The organism is Pedobacter insulae (assembly GCF_900113525.1).
GTDB lineage: Bacteria > Bacteroidota > Bacteroidia > Sphingobacteriales > Sphingobacteriaceae > Pedobacter > Pedobacter insulae.
Genome location: NZ_FOPP01000003.1, coordinates 34331 through 52791 on the forward strand (window position 1 = coordinate 34331; position 18461 = coordinate 52791).

General features: G+C 37.5%; 15 protein-coding genes. 10 read left to right on the forward strand and 5 right to left on the reverse strand.

Annotated elements, in window-relative coordinates; genetic code table 11:
* Window positions 1-11 precede the first annotated feature (11 nt).
* The gene (locus BM207_RS05390; protein ID WP_090992560.1) at window positions 12-905 is read left to right on the forward strand and encodes a HEPN domain-containing protein; all 894 of its coding nucleotides are present in this window, start codon (window positions 12-14) and stop codon (window positions 903-905) included.
* Here BM207_RS05390 and BM207_RS05395 read toward each other — a convergent pair.
* Window positions 882-1724, reverse strand: coding sequence for a LytTR family transcriptional regulator DNA-binding domain-containing protein (locus BM207_RS05395; protein ID WP_177217062.1), 843 nt, complete (start codon window positions 1722-1724; stop codon window positions 882-884). The two genes, BM207_RS05390 and BM207_RS05395, sit on opposite strands and share 24 nt — an antisense overlap.
* Window positions 1725-1939: 215 nt before the next feature.
* Here BM207_RS05395 and BM207_RS05400 point away from each other — a divergent pair, with 215 nt between their 5' ends.
* Entirely contained in the window at window positions 1940-2437 is a 498-nt protein-coding gene (locus BM207_RS05400; protein ID WP_090992562.1) for a Crp/Fnr family transcriptional regulator, read from the forward strand.
* A 4-nt stretch (window positions 2438-2441) separates the two neighbouring features.
* On the opposite strand, the gene BM207_RS05405 is transcribed toward BM207_RS05400, so the two are convergent.
* Both BM207_RS05405 and BM207_RS05410 read right to left on the reverse strand, forming a co-directional pair.
* Complete coding sequence (locus tag BM207_RS05405) at window positions 2442-3311, reverse strand: dienelactone hydrolase family protein (RefSeq protein WP_245768037.1); 870 nt, start codon at window positions 3309-3311, stop codon at window positions 2442-2444.
* Window positions 3312-3389: 78 nt separating this feature from the next.
* Window positions 3390-6713, reverse strand: a complete 3324-nt coding sequence (locus tag BM207_RS05410) for a TonB-dependent receptor (protein ID WP_090992564.1) — start codon at window positions 6711-6713, stop codon at window positions 3390-3392.
* A 321-nt stretch (window positions 6714-7034) separates the two neighbouring features.
* Between BM207_RS05410 and lpdA the strand changes: the two genes are divergently transcribed.
* From lpdA to BM207_RS05445, 7 genes are all read left to right on the forward strand, one after another.
* A complete protein-coding gene (gene lpdA, locus BM207_RS05415; protein ID WP_090992565.1) occupies window positions 7035-8423 on the forward strand; it encodes a dihydrolipoyl dehydrogenase in 1389 nt (462 codons plus the stop codon).
* Window positions 8424-8557: 134 nt separating this feature from the next.
* The gene (locus BM207_RS05420; protein WP_090992566.1) at window positions 8558-9397 is read left to right on the forward strand and encodes an MBL fold metallo-hydrolase; all 840 of its coding nucleotides are present in this window, start codon (window positions 8558-8560) and stop codon (window positions 9395-9397) included.
* 348 nt (window positions 9398-9745) lie between these two features.
* Window positions 9746-10546 (forward strand): metallophosphoesterase family protein, encoded by an 801-nt coding sequence (locus BM207_RS05425; protein WP_090992567.1) that lies wholly within the window; start codon window positions 9746-9748, stop codon window positions 10544-10546.
* Window positions 10512-11117 carry a hypothetical protein gene (locus BM207_RS05430; RefSeq protein ID WP_090992568.1) on the forward strand — a complete coding sequence of 202 codons (606 nt, stop codon included), beginning with the start codon at window positions 10512-10514 and terminating at the stop codon, window positions 11115-11117. The genes BM207_RS05425 and BM207_RS05430 overlap by 35 nt, the downstream gene beginning before the upstream one ends.
* Before the next feature lie 255 nt (window positions 11118-11372).
* The gene (locus BM207_RS05435) at window positions 11373-12233 is read left to right on the forward strand and encodes a sigma-70 family RNA polymerase sigma factor (protein ID WP_090992569.1); all 861 of its coding nucleotides are present in this window, start codon (window positions 11373-11375) and stop codon (window positions 12231-12233) included.
* Window positions 12234-12376: 143 nt separating this feature from the next.
* Window positions 12377-13825, forward strand: coding sequence for a glyceraldehyde-3-phosphate dehydrogenase (locus tag BM207_RS05440; RefSeq protein WP_090992570.1), 1449 nt, complete (start codon window positions 12377-12379; stop codon window positions 13823-13825).
* Window positions 13826-13828: 3 nt separating this feature from the next.
* A complete protein-coding gene (locus BM207_RS05445) occupies window positions 13829-14623 on the forward strand; it encodes a PhzF family phenazine biosynthesis protein (protein WP_090992571.1) in 795 nt (264 codons plus the stop codon).
* A 98-nt stretch (window positions 14624-14721) separates the two neighbouring features.
* Here the strand turns inward: BM207_RS05445 and BM207_RS05450 are convergent, their stop codons facing one another.
* On the reverse strand, window positions 14722-15705 hold the full coding sequence (locus BM207_RS05450; RefSeq protein ID WP_090992572.1) for a potassium channel beta subunit family protein: 984 nt from the start codon (window positions 15703-15705) through the stop codon (window positions 14722-14724).
* Between the two features lie 134 nt (window positions 15706-15839).
* On the opposite strand from BM207_RS05450, the gene BM207_RS05455 reads away from it, so the two are divergent.
* Entirely contained in the window at window positions 15840-16790 is a 951-nt protein-coding gene (locus tag BM207_RS05455) for a M28 family peptidase (protein ID WP_245768038.1), read from the forward strand.
* A 17-nt stretch (window positions 16791-16807) separates the two neighbouring features.
* Here BM207_RS05455 and BM207_RS05460 read toward each other — a convergent pair whose 3' ends face one another.
* A complete protein-coding gene (locus tag BM207_RS05460; RefSeq protein WP_090992573.1) occupies window positions 16808-18415 on the reverse strand; it encodes a S41 family peptidase in 1608 nt (535 codons plus the stop codon).
* Between the last annotated feature and the right edge of the window lie 46 nt (window positions 18416-18461).

The following is an 18461-nucleotide window of genomic DNA, read 5'->3' on the forward strand; positions in this document are numbered from 1 at the left end:
AACAATTTCCTATGCAAATACAAACCTACAACCGTGCCATCGATTTAGCGAAACAAAGAACAAACCGCAGATTATTATTCAATTGCACAAAAGAACAAAGAGATTCGCAAATAAACTATAACTCTAAAAGCATTAGTGCTATAATTTCTTTTATCAGTGAAGTTATTCCGATATCCTATATTTTCTGCTCACGCACCTCAATGAAACGTACTGATTTGATTATTGTGACCGACCAATATAGGTACAAAACATTCGATGAAATCTATACACTTTTAGATTTTGCAATTTTAGGACATAAAAATATCAACTGCACAGTGTATGCTTATGGTGCGATGTACGACTTTTTGCTGAAGGGCCATCTTTATTTCTCTGCCATATGTACTCCAGAAAACTGTGTGTATCAAAGTATTCCAACCTTTAACCTACCAAAAATCGATCAAATAAAATGCAACGAGCTAATCGCCAGTTCGTCAGTCTTATTTAATCAAAACATACACAAAGCTTTAACTTTCTTCAGTGGTGCCCGTCAATTTGCAAATGAAAGTGAGCGCACGATTGCTGCATTTATGCTACAACAAGCCTGTGAGCTTACCTATCGAAGCTTATTATTATCATTACGGGGAAAAGAAATCAAATGCCATGATTTAATTGTCTTAAGAAAGCATTTAAGCCATTTTGTCCCAACAATCATCGGCGTCTTTGATTCGAATGAAGATGTAGAACTAAATATGCTTACGTCTATTCAAGAAGCATATATTAATGCTAGGTATGACCCCACTTACGAAATAGCACTTGAAAAGCTTGTGAAAGCTATTTCAGCCTCAAACAGTTTAATTCAGGCTGCCCAAGAAATCTTCAACTACCATTGTCAAAAAGTAAAACTACTTGCTTATTCCTACAGCTAAAGGAATAGCTGCTCTTTTAAGCCATTTTCGAAAATTTGCGGCTCTACCTTTGCTAACGGTTGTTTTAATAGCGTGAACTCTTAATGTCAACTCTATGCTTCCGAAGCTACCAGATCTAAACTTTTCGATAACATCTTTATGTATCGTTTGAGTTCTATTAATTTCGAAGAAATACTGTGATTTTAAAATACTGTTTGCTTCTTTGAACGACAGGCTTGAGATATAACTTTCACCTTCAAATGTTAATACCCAATTTATTCCTTCGCTCTGGTAAACCATTGCAATCTCAATTAAATTAATTGGTGCATAATAACCTTTTCTATAAACTAAAAACCTATCGTTAAACAAACGATCTTTAGTTTGCTCTTCATGTGCTATGGAAACTTGCTTATCTAAAGCATGTAAAATATAAATACCGTTAAAAAAATATAGAAAGAATGCAGTGAGACAGAGTTCTTTTAATAAAAACGTAATTTGAATTGTATCTTCGTCTATCAAGCTATCATAGGCAGCGATTAACGCGAGCGCCGAACCCAAAGGCAATAAAATTCCAAATAAGAGTTGTTTGACTATCCGTTTGAAATGATTAGGTAAAATTGGTTCGTGTTTGTTCAAATAAATCGTAACCCGGTTAATAATCCAACATAAGGCTAGAAGGAGTATAAAAACATAAATAAAGGGTTTCTTAATATTGTCCAAAAATGCAGTTGAGCTCCTTATTGACAATAATAAGTGGATATAGAATAACATTCCCGGCATCCAGAATATCCATTTAAAAAATACCGTTGAAATACGCTCTTTAGTGAGTTTGAAAGCCATATGCATTACGTCGTTTACCTTGATAGTCGGATCTCAAAGTAGCGAATTTCAAATCGTGACAACTACCGTAACAACACCCTATTTTTTAAAATATCAAACCCTCTCAGGTACAAATTTATCCCCTTCAGCAAGATAAGCTATCTGACAAGCTATTATACCTCTTGCAAATGTTAGTTTTCCTTAGTGAAAATAAGATCCGCTTAAAAAACTAACCAATGAGAACCAATAGTATCCATCAATATCTTTGCTGTACACTTTCAGTAAACGAACCTGCGCTAAGTCTTATCCTATCGCAAAAGGCAAAACGAGTTAACTACGACAAAAATGAAATCATTGATCAGAAAGGTAAAATACCCTTGCAGCTGTCATTTATAGAAAAGGGAAATGCGATTGCACTTTCACATTCAAAGCCTAATAGGCAGGTTATGCGATTTTGGAAGGCAAATCAACTTATCTGCCCCACAGGCTTTTTTAACAACCAGCCCTCACCTCAAAGTATTATTGCGCTTGATAATTGCGAAATTATGGTATTAAGTTATCTTGACATCTTAACGTTCCTAGCCGAATTTCCAACCGGCTATACAATCATAAATAGTATTTTAAAAGCAGAAATTAACCTAGTCGAGATGAACATTCGAAGTTTCGAACAAAATAAAATGCCCCGACAGCACGAGGCATTTTTAGAAGCGTTGGCTATTTCTTTTAATGAATAATTATTTAACCGATTTTAGCCTTAAATAAATCAATGGTACGCTGCCAAGCTAATTTCGCAGCTGCTTCATTGTATCGAGTTGGAGACGAATCATTATTAAAAGCATGGTTAACACCTTCGTAGATAAATACCTTATAATCAATACTATTTTCCTTTAAAGCTTGTTCATAAGTGGGTATTCCTGCATTAATCCGCTCATCTAAGCCTCCGTAGTGCAACATTACACTTGCTTTGATCCTCGAAACATCTTCTGCTTTCGCCTGTGCACCATAGTAAGCGACAGCTGCTAACAATTTTGGATCATTTACCGCCAACTTATTCGCCAATCCCCCGCCCCAGCAAAAACCAACACAGGCAGTCTTTCCATTACCCTCCTTAAGTGTCCTCAGATAGTCAAATGCCTTCAGATAGTTTTGCATATTTTTAAGCGGGTCCAATTTGCCAATTAGGGCACGTCCTTTATCTTCATCTGCCGGTGTACCGCCAAAAGGCGATAAAGCGTCTACGCCTAAGGCGATAAATCCCTCTGCCGCAACTCTTTTAGTCACGTTGATAATATGTGGCGTTAAGCCTCTGTTTTCGTGAATTACCACCACTGCGCCCAAATTCCTTTTACCTTTTGGTTTAGCCAGTACTGCTTTCATTTCCCCATCAGTCCCCGGAAAAGTTACATCCTTAACCTCAAGTTCATCAAAACTTACCGAAGCCGCCGATGCGTAATTACTTTCTAATAATGGCAACACAGTTAGTGCCATCGCTGTGCTACCTGTTAAAATAGCCAATTTCTTCATAAAGGTACTGCGACTAATTTCACTATGCGTGTAGGAGTCGTATAGGTTAATGATTTTCTGATCCATTGTGAGGTAATAAAGCATTTTATTCTAAGTTAACAAAAATAGATACAAAAAAACCCGCTAGTTTCACTAGCGGGTTTGATAATTTTTAGGAACAGATTAAAAGATATATCTTAAACCCAGTTGAATACTATAAGTACTTGTTGGGCTAATTAAATCCTGGAAAGGATTAGTAACCAATTTACTGCTTACGTTCTGCAGTCTATAAGTTGGTTTATTACTAGCATCAATACTTCTAAAAGTTAATGGGTTGTTTAATACAGTACGTTGGTACGTGCCCCAATTTTTATTAATTAAATTACCAGCATTTGTTATATCAGCAGTAAATTGTAAGGTTTGTTTACGAGCATTTTTACCAGTATTAATAAAAATATCCTGCATTAAACGCACATCGATTTTGTTCAACCATGGCAATAATGCTGCATTTCTTGCAGCAAATTCTCCTCTATGTTTTTTCAGGTATGGAGAATTATTGATAAATTGTTCAAAAGCCGCTTCTTGCTCAGCAACCGTAAACGTTACTGCAGCCGAACCCGTACCTTGCACATATTGCTCAAACTTAGTTTCTCCTGCTTTTGGAATATACATCAAATCCGCACTACTGTTTCCGTCGCCATTGATATCGCCATTTAACACATAACTAAATACACCTTGGTTAGCACCTTCAAAGAATAATGAAACCGTAGTAGCCAAGTGTTTTAAATACTCTCTGCGATAAGATAGGTTCGCAATTACTCTATGAGGAACTGCATAGGCAGAATTTCCTAATTCTTGAAAGTTGGAAGTTCCTACGTTAGGGTTTGTATTCCATACGGATGAAGCTTGACTACCAGGGTTAGCAGTAATTTCTTTCGCTGCTGTAAATGTGTAAGCAACCGAAGCAGAAAAACCATTGCTGTAAGTTTTACTTAACTGACCAGTTAATGAAGTCGCATAGCCTTTTTCAGAGTTCTCTAGTACAATCGCTGAGTTCACTCCTGCATTTAGCTTATTGGTTCCAACAATTCGAGGACGGGTTAAATCGCCTTCAGCAACAATACCATTAATATTGGTAAGGTTTGCATTACGCATTTTAACAGCATTCATGTCTTTTGTATATAAACCATCGAAAGTAAACATATAGCCATTACCTAAATTCTTATCTACACCAAGATTTACTCTAAACACCTTAGGGAATTTAAAGTTCTCATCCATAAACACCACGTTAGATGGCGTAGAAGTACCAGCTGTTTTAGGGAATAAATTTGCATATGCATTTGGATCGCCGCTCAATTTAATTCCATTAAGAGCCGCAATACCTGCAGCATTATTGTTATTAATTGCGCCACCAAACTGATACATACCCGTATTTGTTGGGATATTAGTCAAAAATACAAACGGTATTTTACCGGTAAATATTCCCAAACCACCGCGTAGAGTTGTTGTTTTATCAGGCGAGATCATTCTGAACCCAATTCTTGGTGACAACAACACTCTGCTTTTAGCCCATTTATCGGTTCTATAATTTCTTAATGTAGCATTATCTTCTGCATAAAAATTTAAAGCGGATGTAGTTGGATTGTTTAATGGGTCTTCATGGTAGATAGGCATATCTGCACGTAATCCCATTGTCAATTTGAAATTATCAGTTACATTATATTCATCCTGAATATATGCTCCTGCCTGACCAATTTTTAACTCAGCCGAATAAACTGATGATTTTCCTGGCACTAATGAATAGGTATATGCAAAATATACAGGAGATTTATCAGTTAATAAGTCGTTTAATGAGTTAAACACATAATAACTGTTGGCAGGTGCCATAAACATATTACCTACTTTTTGGTATTCATAGGTCAAACCACCTGTAAATATGTGTTTTCCAGCATTATAAGTCAAGTTATTTGTGAAATTATACACATCATTAACAACGTCGTTATTTAAGGTATATGGATCCATACCTGCAGTAATATAATTGCCCCCTGTTGTACCATCATAAATATCAATAGTAGGGAAAATAGATCCCGGATAATCTCTAGTTGCCTTATTTTTGGTAAACGCTAAAATTAACTGGTTAGATAATCTATTGTTAATCGTTGAATTCAACTCCAAGGTACCACTTTTTGTAGTATTCAAGAAACCATAGTTGGAATTTTCGAAAGATGCTGATTTTGGTCCGAATCTATTGTTAGGTGCCCTAGAAAGAGTAGAAGCCTGCCCCGTCACCTTAAAGCCACCGCCATTCGGAACACTAGTAGAATTCAAGGTCTGATCATCAGTTCCTCTGAAATCGCTATATTTCAAAGTCAGCTTATTACTATTGTTGATATTCCAATCCACCTTTGCTAGGATTTTATGATTATCTCTTCCAAAACCCGGAAAATTATCATAAGCACCAGTTTCATAACCGAACTTACTTTTCAAATAATCAGAAACTAATTTCAAATCACCAACGGTAGTTGAAGATTCCGTTCCAGAACCTGTACCACCCTTTGGATAAAACGCTATCCCTGGCGCCAAATTCTCTTCTTTCTCAGCATTTACAAAAAAGAACAATTTATTCTTAATGATCGGTCCACCTAAAGTAAACCCGTAAGTTTTTGACTTAGAATCAGCAATAGAAGAACTGATATCATTGCTTCCAATTTTTGTACCTATAAAACTTTGATCACGATACAATCCATAAGCACTTCCATGAAATGTATTCGTACCGCTTTTAGTTACCGCACTGATATTAGCGCCAGTAAATCCAGCCTGTCTAACGTCATAAGGCGCAATATTTACAGAAATCTGATCATAAGAATCTAAAGAGATTGGTTGTGAACCACCTCCAGGAAGAGGGTCTGTATTTAAACCAAAGTTGTTGTTCAAATTCGCACCATCTACTTGAATGTTGTTATACCTCGCATCTCTACCACCGAAACTATTGCTACTTAAGCCAGTACCCGCTTGCGGAGTTAATCGCGTAAAATCAGCAATACTTCTTGAAATAGTAGGTAAAGTAACTAAATCGCGACTAGAAATGTTAGTACTTGCACCAGTTTTCTGCTGTGTGTTTTTACTCCTAGCCCCTTTTATGGTCACCTCGCTCAAAATGGTACCAGAGTCATCTAAGCTATAATCCAAAGTGTAAGTTTCCCCCAATTTCAGGAAAACATCAGAAATCTTACCTGTTTTAAGACCAACATAGCTAACTTCTATTGTGTAAGGACCACCTACTCTTGCATTGCCTATTAAGAATCTACCGTCGTTATTGGTAGAAGCATTATAAACTGTTCCAGAAGGCGTGTGCGTGGCTTTAACGTTCGCTCCGGGAAGGGCTCCCTTTGCGTCCCTGATAAGGCCAGCCATTGATGAAGTAGTTACTTGTGCATTTGATGAACTTACAAAGCCCAAAAATGCAAAGACAATTACTACTACTTTTAATAGTAAAGATTTTTTCATACTCTTTTCTTTAATTGTTTTTTTTGTTTTGTTAAGATACGTTAAAATATCGCAACAAAGTTAAATATTAATTTATACTCCGAAGCAAATTCCAATGTTAAATAATTATTAATTCAGGCAAAACTTATCAACACTTAATATACAATAATTAACCGATAACTCTCACTTTATCAGTTAATTATTTTATATAGGCTTTTAACCGATCTGATACATTTTACCATAATATGTCAAATGAATGCGATGTAATATCATTTAAGTTATTTTAACCAACATTTTTTTTAATTTTGACACATTGTTTAAGCTAATTTCCTTTAAAAGAATATGAACTACGATTTAATAGTAATAGGCAGCGGTCCGGGTGGATATGTTACTGCAATAAGAGCTTCACAATTGGGTTTGAAAACTGCAATTGTAGAACGCGAATCCTTAGGCGGCATATGCCTTAACTGGGGTTGTATCCCTACCAAAGCCTTATTAAAAAGCGCACAAGTATTTGAATATATAAACCATGCTGCCGACTATGGTATCAAAACCGCTGAAGCAACCGCAGACTTTGCAGCTGTTGTAAAACGCAGTCGTGATGTAGCTGATGGCATGAGCAAAGGTGTTCAATTTTTGATGAAAAAGAACAAAATCGATGTCATCATGGGAACTGGAAAAGTTAAGCCAGGTCAGAAAGTTGAAGTCAAAGCAGCTGATGGTACACAAAAGGAATTAACAGCAAAAAATATTGTCATCGCTACAGGTGGTCGCTCAAGAGAGCTTCCAAACCTAAAACAAGATGGCAAAAAAGTAATTGGTTATCGCCAAGCGATGGTTTTACCTGAACTCCCAAAAACAATGGTTATTGTAGGTTCTGGAGCAATTGGTGTCGAGTTTGCATACTTCTATGCCACCATGGGCACTAAAGTGACCATAGTTGAATTTATGGAACAGATCGTACCTGTTGAAGACGAAGATATCTCTAAACAATTATTGCGTAGCTTAAAGAAAACAGGTATTGACATCATGACCTCTTCAAGCGTAGAATCTGTGGATACAAGCGGCCAAGGTTGCAAAGTGCAAATAAAAACTGCTGCTGGCATGCAGACTATTGAATGCGATATCGTACTATCGGCAGCAGGTGTGGTTGCTAATATTGAAAATATTGGTTTAGAAGAAACAGGTATTAAAACAGAAAAAGGCAAGGTAGTAGTCGATGAATTTTATAACACTTCTGTAAAAGGATATTATGCTATCGGCGATATTGTAGCCGGACAAGCGCTTGCACACGTCGCTTCTGCAGAAGGGATTATTTGTGTGGAAAAAATCGCTGGCCAGCATGCTGAACCGTTAGATTATAATAATATCCCAGGCTGTACTTATTGCTCACCAGAAATCGCATCAGTTGGTTATACCGAAAAAGCGGCTAAAGCAGCTGGTTATGAATTAAAAATCGGCAAATTCCCATTCTCGGCCTCAGGTAAAGCAAGTGCTGCTGGCACAAAAGATGGTTTTGTTAAACTCATTTTTGATGCTAAATATGGAGAACTATTAGGTGCACACATGATTGGCGCTAATGTAACAGAAATGATCGCCGAAATAGTAGTTGCCCGTAAATTAGAAACTACAGGACATGAAATGATCAAAGCTGTACATCCACACCCAACTATGAGCGAAGCGATAATGGAAGCTGCAGCTGATGCATACGGAGAAGTTATACACCTTTAATTGCTTATTTGAGTAATCTTATAAAATTGTAAAATTGGCTAATTGTTTATTGCAATTAGCCAATTTTTGTTTAATATCGCTATTAGTTGCCCGCAGTTAACCGATTCAAACACTTAACCGATTAACCCAATTTCATGAACCTACATACTATAAACACAGGATTTTTTAAACTAGACGGCGGCGCAATGTTCGGCGTAGTACCCAAAACTATTTGGCAAAAAAGCAATCCAGCAGATGCCAACAATCTATGTAGTTGGGCTATGCGCTGCTTGTTAATCGAAGATGGCAAAAGGTTGATTTTGGTTGACAACGGAATTGGCAATAAGCAGGACGACAAGTTTATGGGACACTATTTTTTGCATGGCGATGATACTTTGGATAAATCATTAGCTGCAAAAGGTTTTAATCGGAACGATGTTACAGATGTATTTTTAACCCACCTACATTTTGACCATTGTGGAGGCTCCATAGAAAGAGTTGGAGATCGATTACTTCCAGCGTTTAAAAATGCGACTTATTGGAGCAATGAACAGCATTGGGAATGGGCCGTTAACCCGAACGACCGGGAAAAAGCATCTTTTTTGAAGGAAAATATTTTACCGATTCAAGAAAGCGGTCAGCTACACTTTATAAAAAGTGAGGATGGCGTTCAATTTCAAGAAAACGTTAACATCCGTTTCGCTTACGGCCACACCGATGCCATGATGTTACCTCAGATTACTTACAGGGATAAAACGATTGTTTACATGGCCGATTTATTACCTTCCGTTGGGCATATTCCCCTTCCCTACGTTATGGCTTACGATATGTTTCCATTACAAACGCTTAAAGAGAAAAAAGCTTTTTTAGCAGAAGCTGCCACCCAAAACTACATCCTTTATTTAGAGCACGACCCAGTAAATGAATGTTGCACCTTGCAGCATACCGAAAAAGGTGTGCGCTTAGCAGAAACATTTAGGTTAGACGAGATATAGCCAAGCTTTGCCTCTGCTTCGGGATTCCTTGGTACTATTTTCGAGATGAGTCCAATATGAGTCCAGTATGAGTCCAATATAAGTCCAACTTTTACCATAAAAACCTGGACTTAACATAGATTCAATTTTCACTTAGTTTAGATTTATCTCAAAGGAGTCTCGAACAAGGTGCGAAGCTGTCCCGAACAAGAGTAGAACATAAAGAAGGTTGTGTAGCTTTTACAGGAAAATCATTGTCGACTTCGCAAGTCGGCGAAAAATACCCGACTTGCGAAGTCGATGAGAAAATCGTGCCAAAAAAATTAGAACATTTCAGCTATTATTGCTGTTGTATTTCAAATACTCTCTATGCTTAATATCAAATACGTTATTTTATTCATTTTTATTTTTTCATTAGGATGTAATTCAACCGAATACAGTCCCAATCAAAAATTTAACCGGAACACTCCTACCAATGTAAATGCCAAAGAGATAGCCACCTTACCCAATAAGGCGGCCGGATCTACTGTCAAAATAGCAGTGTCGGGAGATACACAGCGCTCATACAAACAATCTCAGGACTTTGTAGATTTAATCAACGCCAGGGACGATATCGATTTTATTATCCTAAATGGCGACATATCTGATTTTGGACTATTGTTAGAATTTAATGGGATTTATGAAATATACAGCAAGCTAAAAAAGCCTTTTATTTCGGTAATTGGCAATCATGATTTGGTGGCTAATGGCGCTGATGTTTACAAGCATATGTTTGGGGACCTCAATTTTACTTTTAACTACGCAGGGATTAAGTTTATTTGTCACGACACCAATGGCAGGGAATACGATTTTAATGGTTCTACACCTAATATGGCCTGGTTAAAAAGTAATTTGAAACTAGAGGCCGGTACGGATCGAATGATTGCCTTCTCCCATGTACCCCCATTTGATGGCGATTTCGACCCAAAGTTAGTCGTTCCATATGAAGACCTGTTAAACCAAACGCCGGGTATGCTTGCTTCAATTCACTCCCATCAGCACCAACCAGGGGTTGTTCTTAAAAGCGAGACGGGAATTCCATTTATCATCACTAATGCTATTGTTAAAAGGGCATTTACCTTAATTACCATCACCAATGCACAAATTGACGCTCAAGAAATTAATTTTTAGTTTAGTAACGCTACTATTTGCATATCCATTGCCTGGTTTTGCGCAACGTTCATTTTTAGAGCGGATCCAACCAGATCAGGTAAATTTACAATATGCTGGGAGTATTGGGTATTTCAGTGGTGGGGTTGGCTACCACTTTTTTAAAGAAAAGACCACTTTAAGTTTTCACTATGGTTATGTTCCGGAAGACAAGGGCGGTTGGATGAGTATTTTTACGGCTAAATTTGAATATAAACCTTTTGCAATAAAGATTAAAGATAAATTCATCATACACCCGATCAACCCTGTTTTTTTCCCCTCTTATACTTCGGGCGATAATTTTGACTATCAGTTTAGCACACACAAATATCGCAAAGGATATTATTTTTGGTCGTCGGCTTTACGCCTCCACCTAGGAGCCGGTACAGAGGTAAAAATCCTGAACAACCATAGTTCTTTTTTTAAATCGGCCAGTGTATATGCTGAAGCTAATACCAACGATTTATATGCGATTAGCTGGTTTCAGAACAGAACTTCAACCCCATTTTATGCGATGTTTAAAATGGGTTATGGAGTGAGATTAAATTTTTAATGATAATGGGCATTCGCTATTATTTAGTGTAGAGTGTACGGTGCTACTAACTGTCATATAATTTATAAAGAATTGTGGATTTAAAGAGGCACAAAGTTAACACTGCCAAATTTAATTTGGAATGATTTTTGCTATTAAAGTACTTGTTAAAAATAACGCTTAAAGTGTAACATTTTCAACAATTTAACTTTTCATTCTGCGCAAAATTGCGTATTTTTGCAGACTCGAAATAATAAGGACGACCAAAACACATAAATGAGACAACTCAAAATTACCCAATCCATTACCAACCGCGAAAGTCAATCATTAGACAAATACTTGCACGAGATTGGAAAAGTAGATTTAATTACCGCAGAAGAAGAAGTAATATTAGCCCGTAAAATTCGTGAAGGTGACCAAGCAGCATTAGAACGCTTAACGAAAACCAACTTACGTTTTGTAGTATCGGTAGCTAAACAGTACCAAAATCAAGGATTAACCTTGGGTGATCTAATCAATGAAGGAAATTTAGGTTTGATTAAAGCGGCAAAACGTTTTGACGAAACCAAAGGTTTTAAATTTATCTCATATGCTGTTTGGTGGATTCGCCAATCTATTTTACAAGCGATCGCCGAGCAAAGTCGTATTGTTCGTTTACCACTTAATCAAGTGGGTTCGTTAAGTAAGATTAGCAAGGCTTTCTCTAAATTAGAGCAAGAATTTGAACGCGAGCCTTCTCCTGAAGAATTGGCAGATATTTTAGAAACTACAGTTGATAAAATATCAGACACTTTAAGTAACTCAGGCCGTCACGTTTCCATGGACGCTCCATTTGTTCAAGGTGAAGAAAATACCTTATTAGATGTATTGGAAAACCACGAACCAAATACGGATAGCAACCTTATTAATGAATCACTTTCGGAAGAAATTAAACGTTCTCTATCTACATTAACTGAACGTGAGCGTGAAATAATTGTCTTGTTTTTCGGATTAAGCACCAATCACCCTCTTTCATTAGAAGAAATTGGAGAAAAGTTCAACTTAACCCGCGAACGTGTGCGTCAGATTAAAGATAAAGCTTTACAGCGGTTACGTCATACCTCACGTAGTAAGATTTTAAAATCGTATTTAGGGTAGGATTTACGACTTACGAAGTTGGCAAGGCAAATAGCAAAGGAAACTTTGTAAGTCGCAAGCCGAAAATATTTACATAAAAGATTGGGTACTAACCCGATCTTTTTTACTTTTGCACCAAATTCTAACCAAATCAATTTTCTTGTATGTTAAACAAATACCAATCAGAGTTTCAGAACTGGATTGAAAAGGAGAAAAAAGCGCTTGAACTGATCCGTTGTGTGGGTCAATTATGGTTTGATCGCTCTATCGAACTCGTACTTTTCCGTAAACCTCTATTTGATGTAGGAAGTAGTGAAATATTGGCTCATCACCAATATGCAAAGGATGTAAGTGGAAAGGACATCTCTATTTATGAAACTTTAGAATTGGCATCCACCATTGCAAAATGCAATCTCGCCCCTTCCCGGATAGATGTGGGCCGCTTGGCTTCGGAATGGCTTGATGAAAGCAATACGCATTCATCAATGTATGATTTTGTGATTAGCAAACTCTCAAAGCATATCGGAAAAGACAAATTTAACCTTAACCCCAAAGATGTAGTATTATATGGCTTTGGCAGGATTGGCCGTATTGCAGCGCGCGAACTCATCATGCAGGCAGGAAAGGGCGAACAACTACGGTTAAGGGCAATTGTTACCCGTAGCTATAGCGACGAAGAACTGATCAAGAGAGCTGAATTATTAAGAACAGACTCCATCCATGGCCCTTTTAATGGAACCATTGTTGAAGATTTTGAAAATAAAGCGCTGATTATCAATGGTCAGACTATTTACCTCATTGTAGCTAAAGAACCAGAAGATGCAGATTACAGTGCTTATGGAATCTCGGACGCTTTGCTAATTGATAACACCGGAGTTTATAGAGATAGAGAGGGTTTAAGCAGACATTTAAATGCAAAGGGTATTACGAAAGTTCTTTTAACTGCTCCTGCAAAAGGCGACATCCCGAATATTGTAACAGGAATTAACGATGTGGATTTCGACTATCAAGCTGAAACTATTTTCTCTAACGCATCCTGTACTACCAATGCCATCGTTCCGGTTCTAAAAGTGATGGATGATGCATTTGGCATTGAAAAAGGACATATCGAAACGGTGCATTCCTATACAAACGACCAGAATTTATTAGATAATTACCACAAAAAATATCGTCGCGGTCGTTCTGCCGCCTTAAACTTAGTTATTACTGAAACTGGCGCAGATAAAGCTGTAGCCAAGGTAATTCCCCACCTGGGAGGTAAACTAACTGGAAATGCAGTACGCGTACCCACACCTAATGTATCCTTAGCGATCTTAAATCTTTCTTTAAATAAAGTAACTTCGAAAGAAGAAGTAGCAGAAATCTTAAAACAGGCTTCTTTATTTGGCGATTTATCAGAGCAGCTGGAATATTCGATCTCTAATGAACTGGTTAGCAGTGATTTAATTGGTAATAGCCATGCCTCTATTGTAGATGGACCAGCGACGATTATTGCGAGAGACAACAAATCGGTCGTTTTATATGCCTGGTACGATAACGAATATGGTTATACCAGACAAGTTATTCGTTTGGCAAAAAAATTGGCTGGTGTAGTGAGATTAACATATTATTAATATATGAAACTTTCCATTTATCAGGTCGATGCATTTACCGATAAGCTCTTTGGCGGTAATCCAGCTGCTATTGTGCCGCTAACCAGCTGGCTACCTGCTCCCGTGATGCAAAAGATTGCTGCAGAAAACAATATAGCTGAAACAGCTTTCTTTATTCCGCAGGGCGAAGATTTTGAATTGCGTTGGTTTACACCAGAATTGGAGATAGACTTATGTGGTCACGCCACACTAGCAACTGCCCATATCCTATTTACTGAACTTGGCTACACTAAAAACGTTATCCATTTCCATACGCTAAAAGCTGGAACTTTAACAGTAACGAAGCTTGACGACACTTATAGTTTAGATTTTCCATCGAGAGTAGCGACACCTTGCGAACTGCCTGATGGTTTACTAAGCGCGCTTGGGAGTAAAGCACCAGTCGAAGTACTATCTTCCAGAGATTACATGCTTGTTTATGAGCATGAAGCCGATGTTTTAGCTATCAGGCCTGATTTTGGAGCCTTAGCTAAATTACCGATTATGGGGATAATTATAACAGCAAGAGGCGATCATAGCGACTTCATTTCCCGATTTTTTATCCCATCAGCGGGTATAAATGAAGATCCTGTGACTGGTTCAGCTCACTGCAATCTAATCCCCTACTGGGCAGAAAAATTAAGCAAAAACGAATTACATGCCTATCAGGTTTCCGCTCGTAGAGGCGAACTATGGTGCACTTTAAAAGGTGACCGAGTTTTGATGAAAGGAAAAGGTGTGACGTATTTAAAAGGAGAAATATACGTAGAAATGGATTAGGTTTAGCCCGTCATTGCGAGCATAGCGAAGCAATCTAACGAACAGATTGCTTCGCTATGCTCGCAATGACGGGTTTGACGCTCGCAAGGACAAAGCAACTAAAATGCTGCCAGTTTTGGTTTAGTACCCATAATTTCGTCAATCTTCTCCATAATTTCATCCGTTAACAGTGGTATAACTTCTAATACTGTAAGGTTCTCCTTTAACTGCGCTGACTTCGAAGCTCCTAAAATCATTGTGCTTACATTTGGGTTTTTTAAACACCAAGCCAGGGAGAGCTTTGCTAATGGAAGACCTATCTTATCTGCTAATTTTTGTAATTCCTCAACTTTTTTCATTCTATCGGCAGCCAATGTCCGATCCTTCAGCCATTCCATCCCTTTAAGATCAAGCCGCGTATCTTTGGTATCGCCCGTCGTATATTTCCCAGAAAGCAAACCAGATGCTAAGGGCGACCAAATTGTTGTGCCTAAACCATGTTCTTTAAATAAATGAAGATATTCATTCTCTAGTTTATTTCTTTCCAGTAAATTATATTGCGGCTGTTCCATTGTTGGGCCAATTAAATTGAACTGCTTAGAAACCGATATCGCTTCCATTATTTCTGATGCACTCCACTCTGAGGTTCCCCAATACAAAATTTTACCCTGCTGAAGCAAAGTATTCATTGCCCAGACGGTTTCTTCAATAGGGGTTTGCTTATCAGGTCGATGGCAGAAATAAAGATCTAAATAGTCGACTTGTAAGCGTTTTAGAGCAGCGTTACAGGCTTCTATTACATGTTTTCGAGATAAACCCATCTGATTGGGACCTTTATTTTCTGCTCCGAAAAAAACTTTACTTGATACGATAAAAGATTCTCTATCCCATTGTTTAGCCTTTAATATCTTCCCCATCACCAGTTCCGACTTGCCTTCGGCATAACCTTCAGCATTATCGAAAAAGTTAACCCCCGCATCGTAAGCAACGCCCATTAATTCATCGGCAACTTTGTCACTTATTTGATTTCCAAAAGTTAGCCAACTTCCTAAGGATAAAGCACTAACTTGTAGACCTGATTTTCCTAAACGTCTGTATTCCATTTTTTCTAGTTTTTACACCCCCAAATTAGCTTTTTATTTGCAAAAAGCCATATGAAACTATTTTCTAGCAAATGGTAATTGTCAATACATATTTTTATCTTTATGGCAAGTTAGCTAATTTCAACACTTATCATATGATGAATAAATTTCTTCTAATCCCCTTAGCACTGCTATTTAGTTGTGGATCTGTTAAAACCAACAATGCACAAACGAGCGTTAGCGATCAGTTACTTAAGGATGTAGAGACTTTGTCACTCGATTCTTATGAAGGGCGTAAAACGGGTTCCAAGGGTGCTGAAATGGCTAGAACTTATCTAACTGCGCGTTTAAAATCCATGGGGTTAAAACCATATCCTGGATTTAGCAGTTATGAACAAGCTTTTGAGGTTAAAGGACGAAACGGTAGTCCTGCCGTTGAGGGTAAAAACTTAATTGCCTATATTCCGGGAAAAACAAACAATGTTATCGTTATCTCCGCTCATTATGACCACATAGGTGTCATTAAAAACGAAGTATTTAACGGTGCAGACGATAATGCTTCAGGTGTAGCCGGCTTGCTACAATTCGCAAAATACTTTACGAAGCACAAGCCAAACAACACCTTAATTTTCGCCATTTTTGATGCTGAGGAAATGGGCTTACAAGGCGCTAAGGCATTTGTTGCAAATCCGCCAGTTCCCCTAGAAAAAATCAAACTAAACATTAATATGGATATGATTAGCCATAATGACAAAGGGGAATTATACGCTGTGGGCACTTTTAAATATCCCGAATTAAAACCATTTTTATATACCACCAACCCTAAATTAAAGTTATTATTGGGTCATGACGACCCTAAATTAGGTCATGATGACTGGACTAACCAAAGTGATCAAGGCGCCTTTAATGCGAAAAATATTCCCTTCATTTATTTTGGTGTAGAAGACCATAAAGACTACCATAAGGCAACCGATGAATATCAGAACATCAATAAGGAGTTCTTTATCGATGCAGTCAATGTAATCCAAAGTGTGATCGTAAATATCGATAGCCAGCGCGATCTTAAAACAATCTTTAGAGAAAAGCTACAAATGCAAAAGCAATAAGTAATTCAATTGAATACTTATTGCTTCAACTTTGGCCTGTTTTCAATCATTCCTACAAATTCATTTCCGCCAGCCATCGGTCTTGCCTGAGAAGTTCTTTGTTTAGCAGCAAGTAGTGTTGACGTTTCTGCAGTTTTACCCAAAGTAGTGATAACCACTCCAGGTGCCAGAAGTGCAATAGACTTTTTCAAATAGCTTTCTTGTGAATCGCCAAAATTATGGTATGGGTCATCATAAAAATCGTCTCCTGGTAAATCAACAACATCTGGAGTCATCCCATCAAAATATTCGCCCTGACCCAATGAGTTTTTTGTTTGAAATAAAGAATAGAAGACCTTATATTTATTTTCAATGGTAATTGGGAAAAAGCCAACCGGCTTGCCATAGGTTTTTGTACCCAATACCTTAACAGTCATATAAGGCTTTAAAGAATTGATAACTAACTCACTAGCTGAAGCGGTATTTCCAGATACAATAAAGACAATATTTGAAATCGTATTTGTGGTATTTAATGGCCCTGCTTTTAAATACCTTTCCGTATTTCCTGCAACTGAATAATCCACATCATCCAGTGTAAGCATCCTACCATTTTCATACACAATTTTCCCTGTACCATCCGTATAAGGCTGGTTTTTTAAAATATTTGCGTTATTCGCCTGCATTAGCGTATTATAATGTTCTGTGAACATCACCTTTCCAGTTGCAGAAGCAGGTGCAATTTGGTTAATCAAATATTGCGCGGTGTTTACGTAGCCGCCACCATTATATCTCAAATCGATAATTAAATCAGTTACTCCTCCTGTACTAAAAGTATTAAACGCTTGTGTGAACCCTTGCTGAGAGTTAGACAAGGTAGAGAACCTTGCGTAAGCCAAATAACCTATTTTTTTCGCTCCAGCTGTAAAAACCTTTGTAGCATAGAATGGACTACTCTTGTAGGAATTTTTAATTAAATTAACCGTCACCGGACTCCCCGAAGCCACGCCATTTGTAAAATTCACATACTCCAACTGCATAATATTATTATTAATGGCGGTATTAATCAGATCCTTTTGGGTATCATAATTTGTTCCAACAGTAGTACCGTTAATCTTTGTGATCTTATTGCTACGAATCAATCCCGCTTTATCAGCAGGTGAATTTTCATACACAGCCATAATCATTAATTCAAATGACTTATCAGGGTAGGTATAGGCCGTTAATTTAATCCCAAAATCATTTCCATTGCCTTCTAAGTCTACCGAGCTTCTTTCTGTCGGGACAAAAGCAATCGGATTTTCATCAGCTTTATCGATAATATAGGAATACTTAGAATCAGTACCATTCGCAAAATATTCGTAAGGTGAACCTGTTGCCGGATTAATTTTATACTGGGTTAATGCGATTAATTCCTTTTCATAATTTGATAAATCAGATGATTCTGAAGTAAATTTCCTTGGATTAAAAGCATCATAAGTAGGGATGGCGTCATTCCATAAGTAAATTTCTTTTGCGTACAAATAGATAGAATCACGAGATAAGTCGGCTCGAGTGGTCTTTGGCTCTGGATCAACCTTTGGTTTTCTTTTACAGGAGGTAAAACCTATGCAAAGTACCAAAAAAAGGAATGCGTAATTTAGTTTCATTTTGTGTGTATAATATTTTAATTTCAATAGGTAGTTATGCAAACTA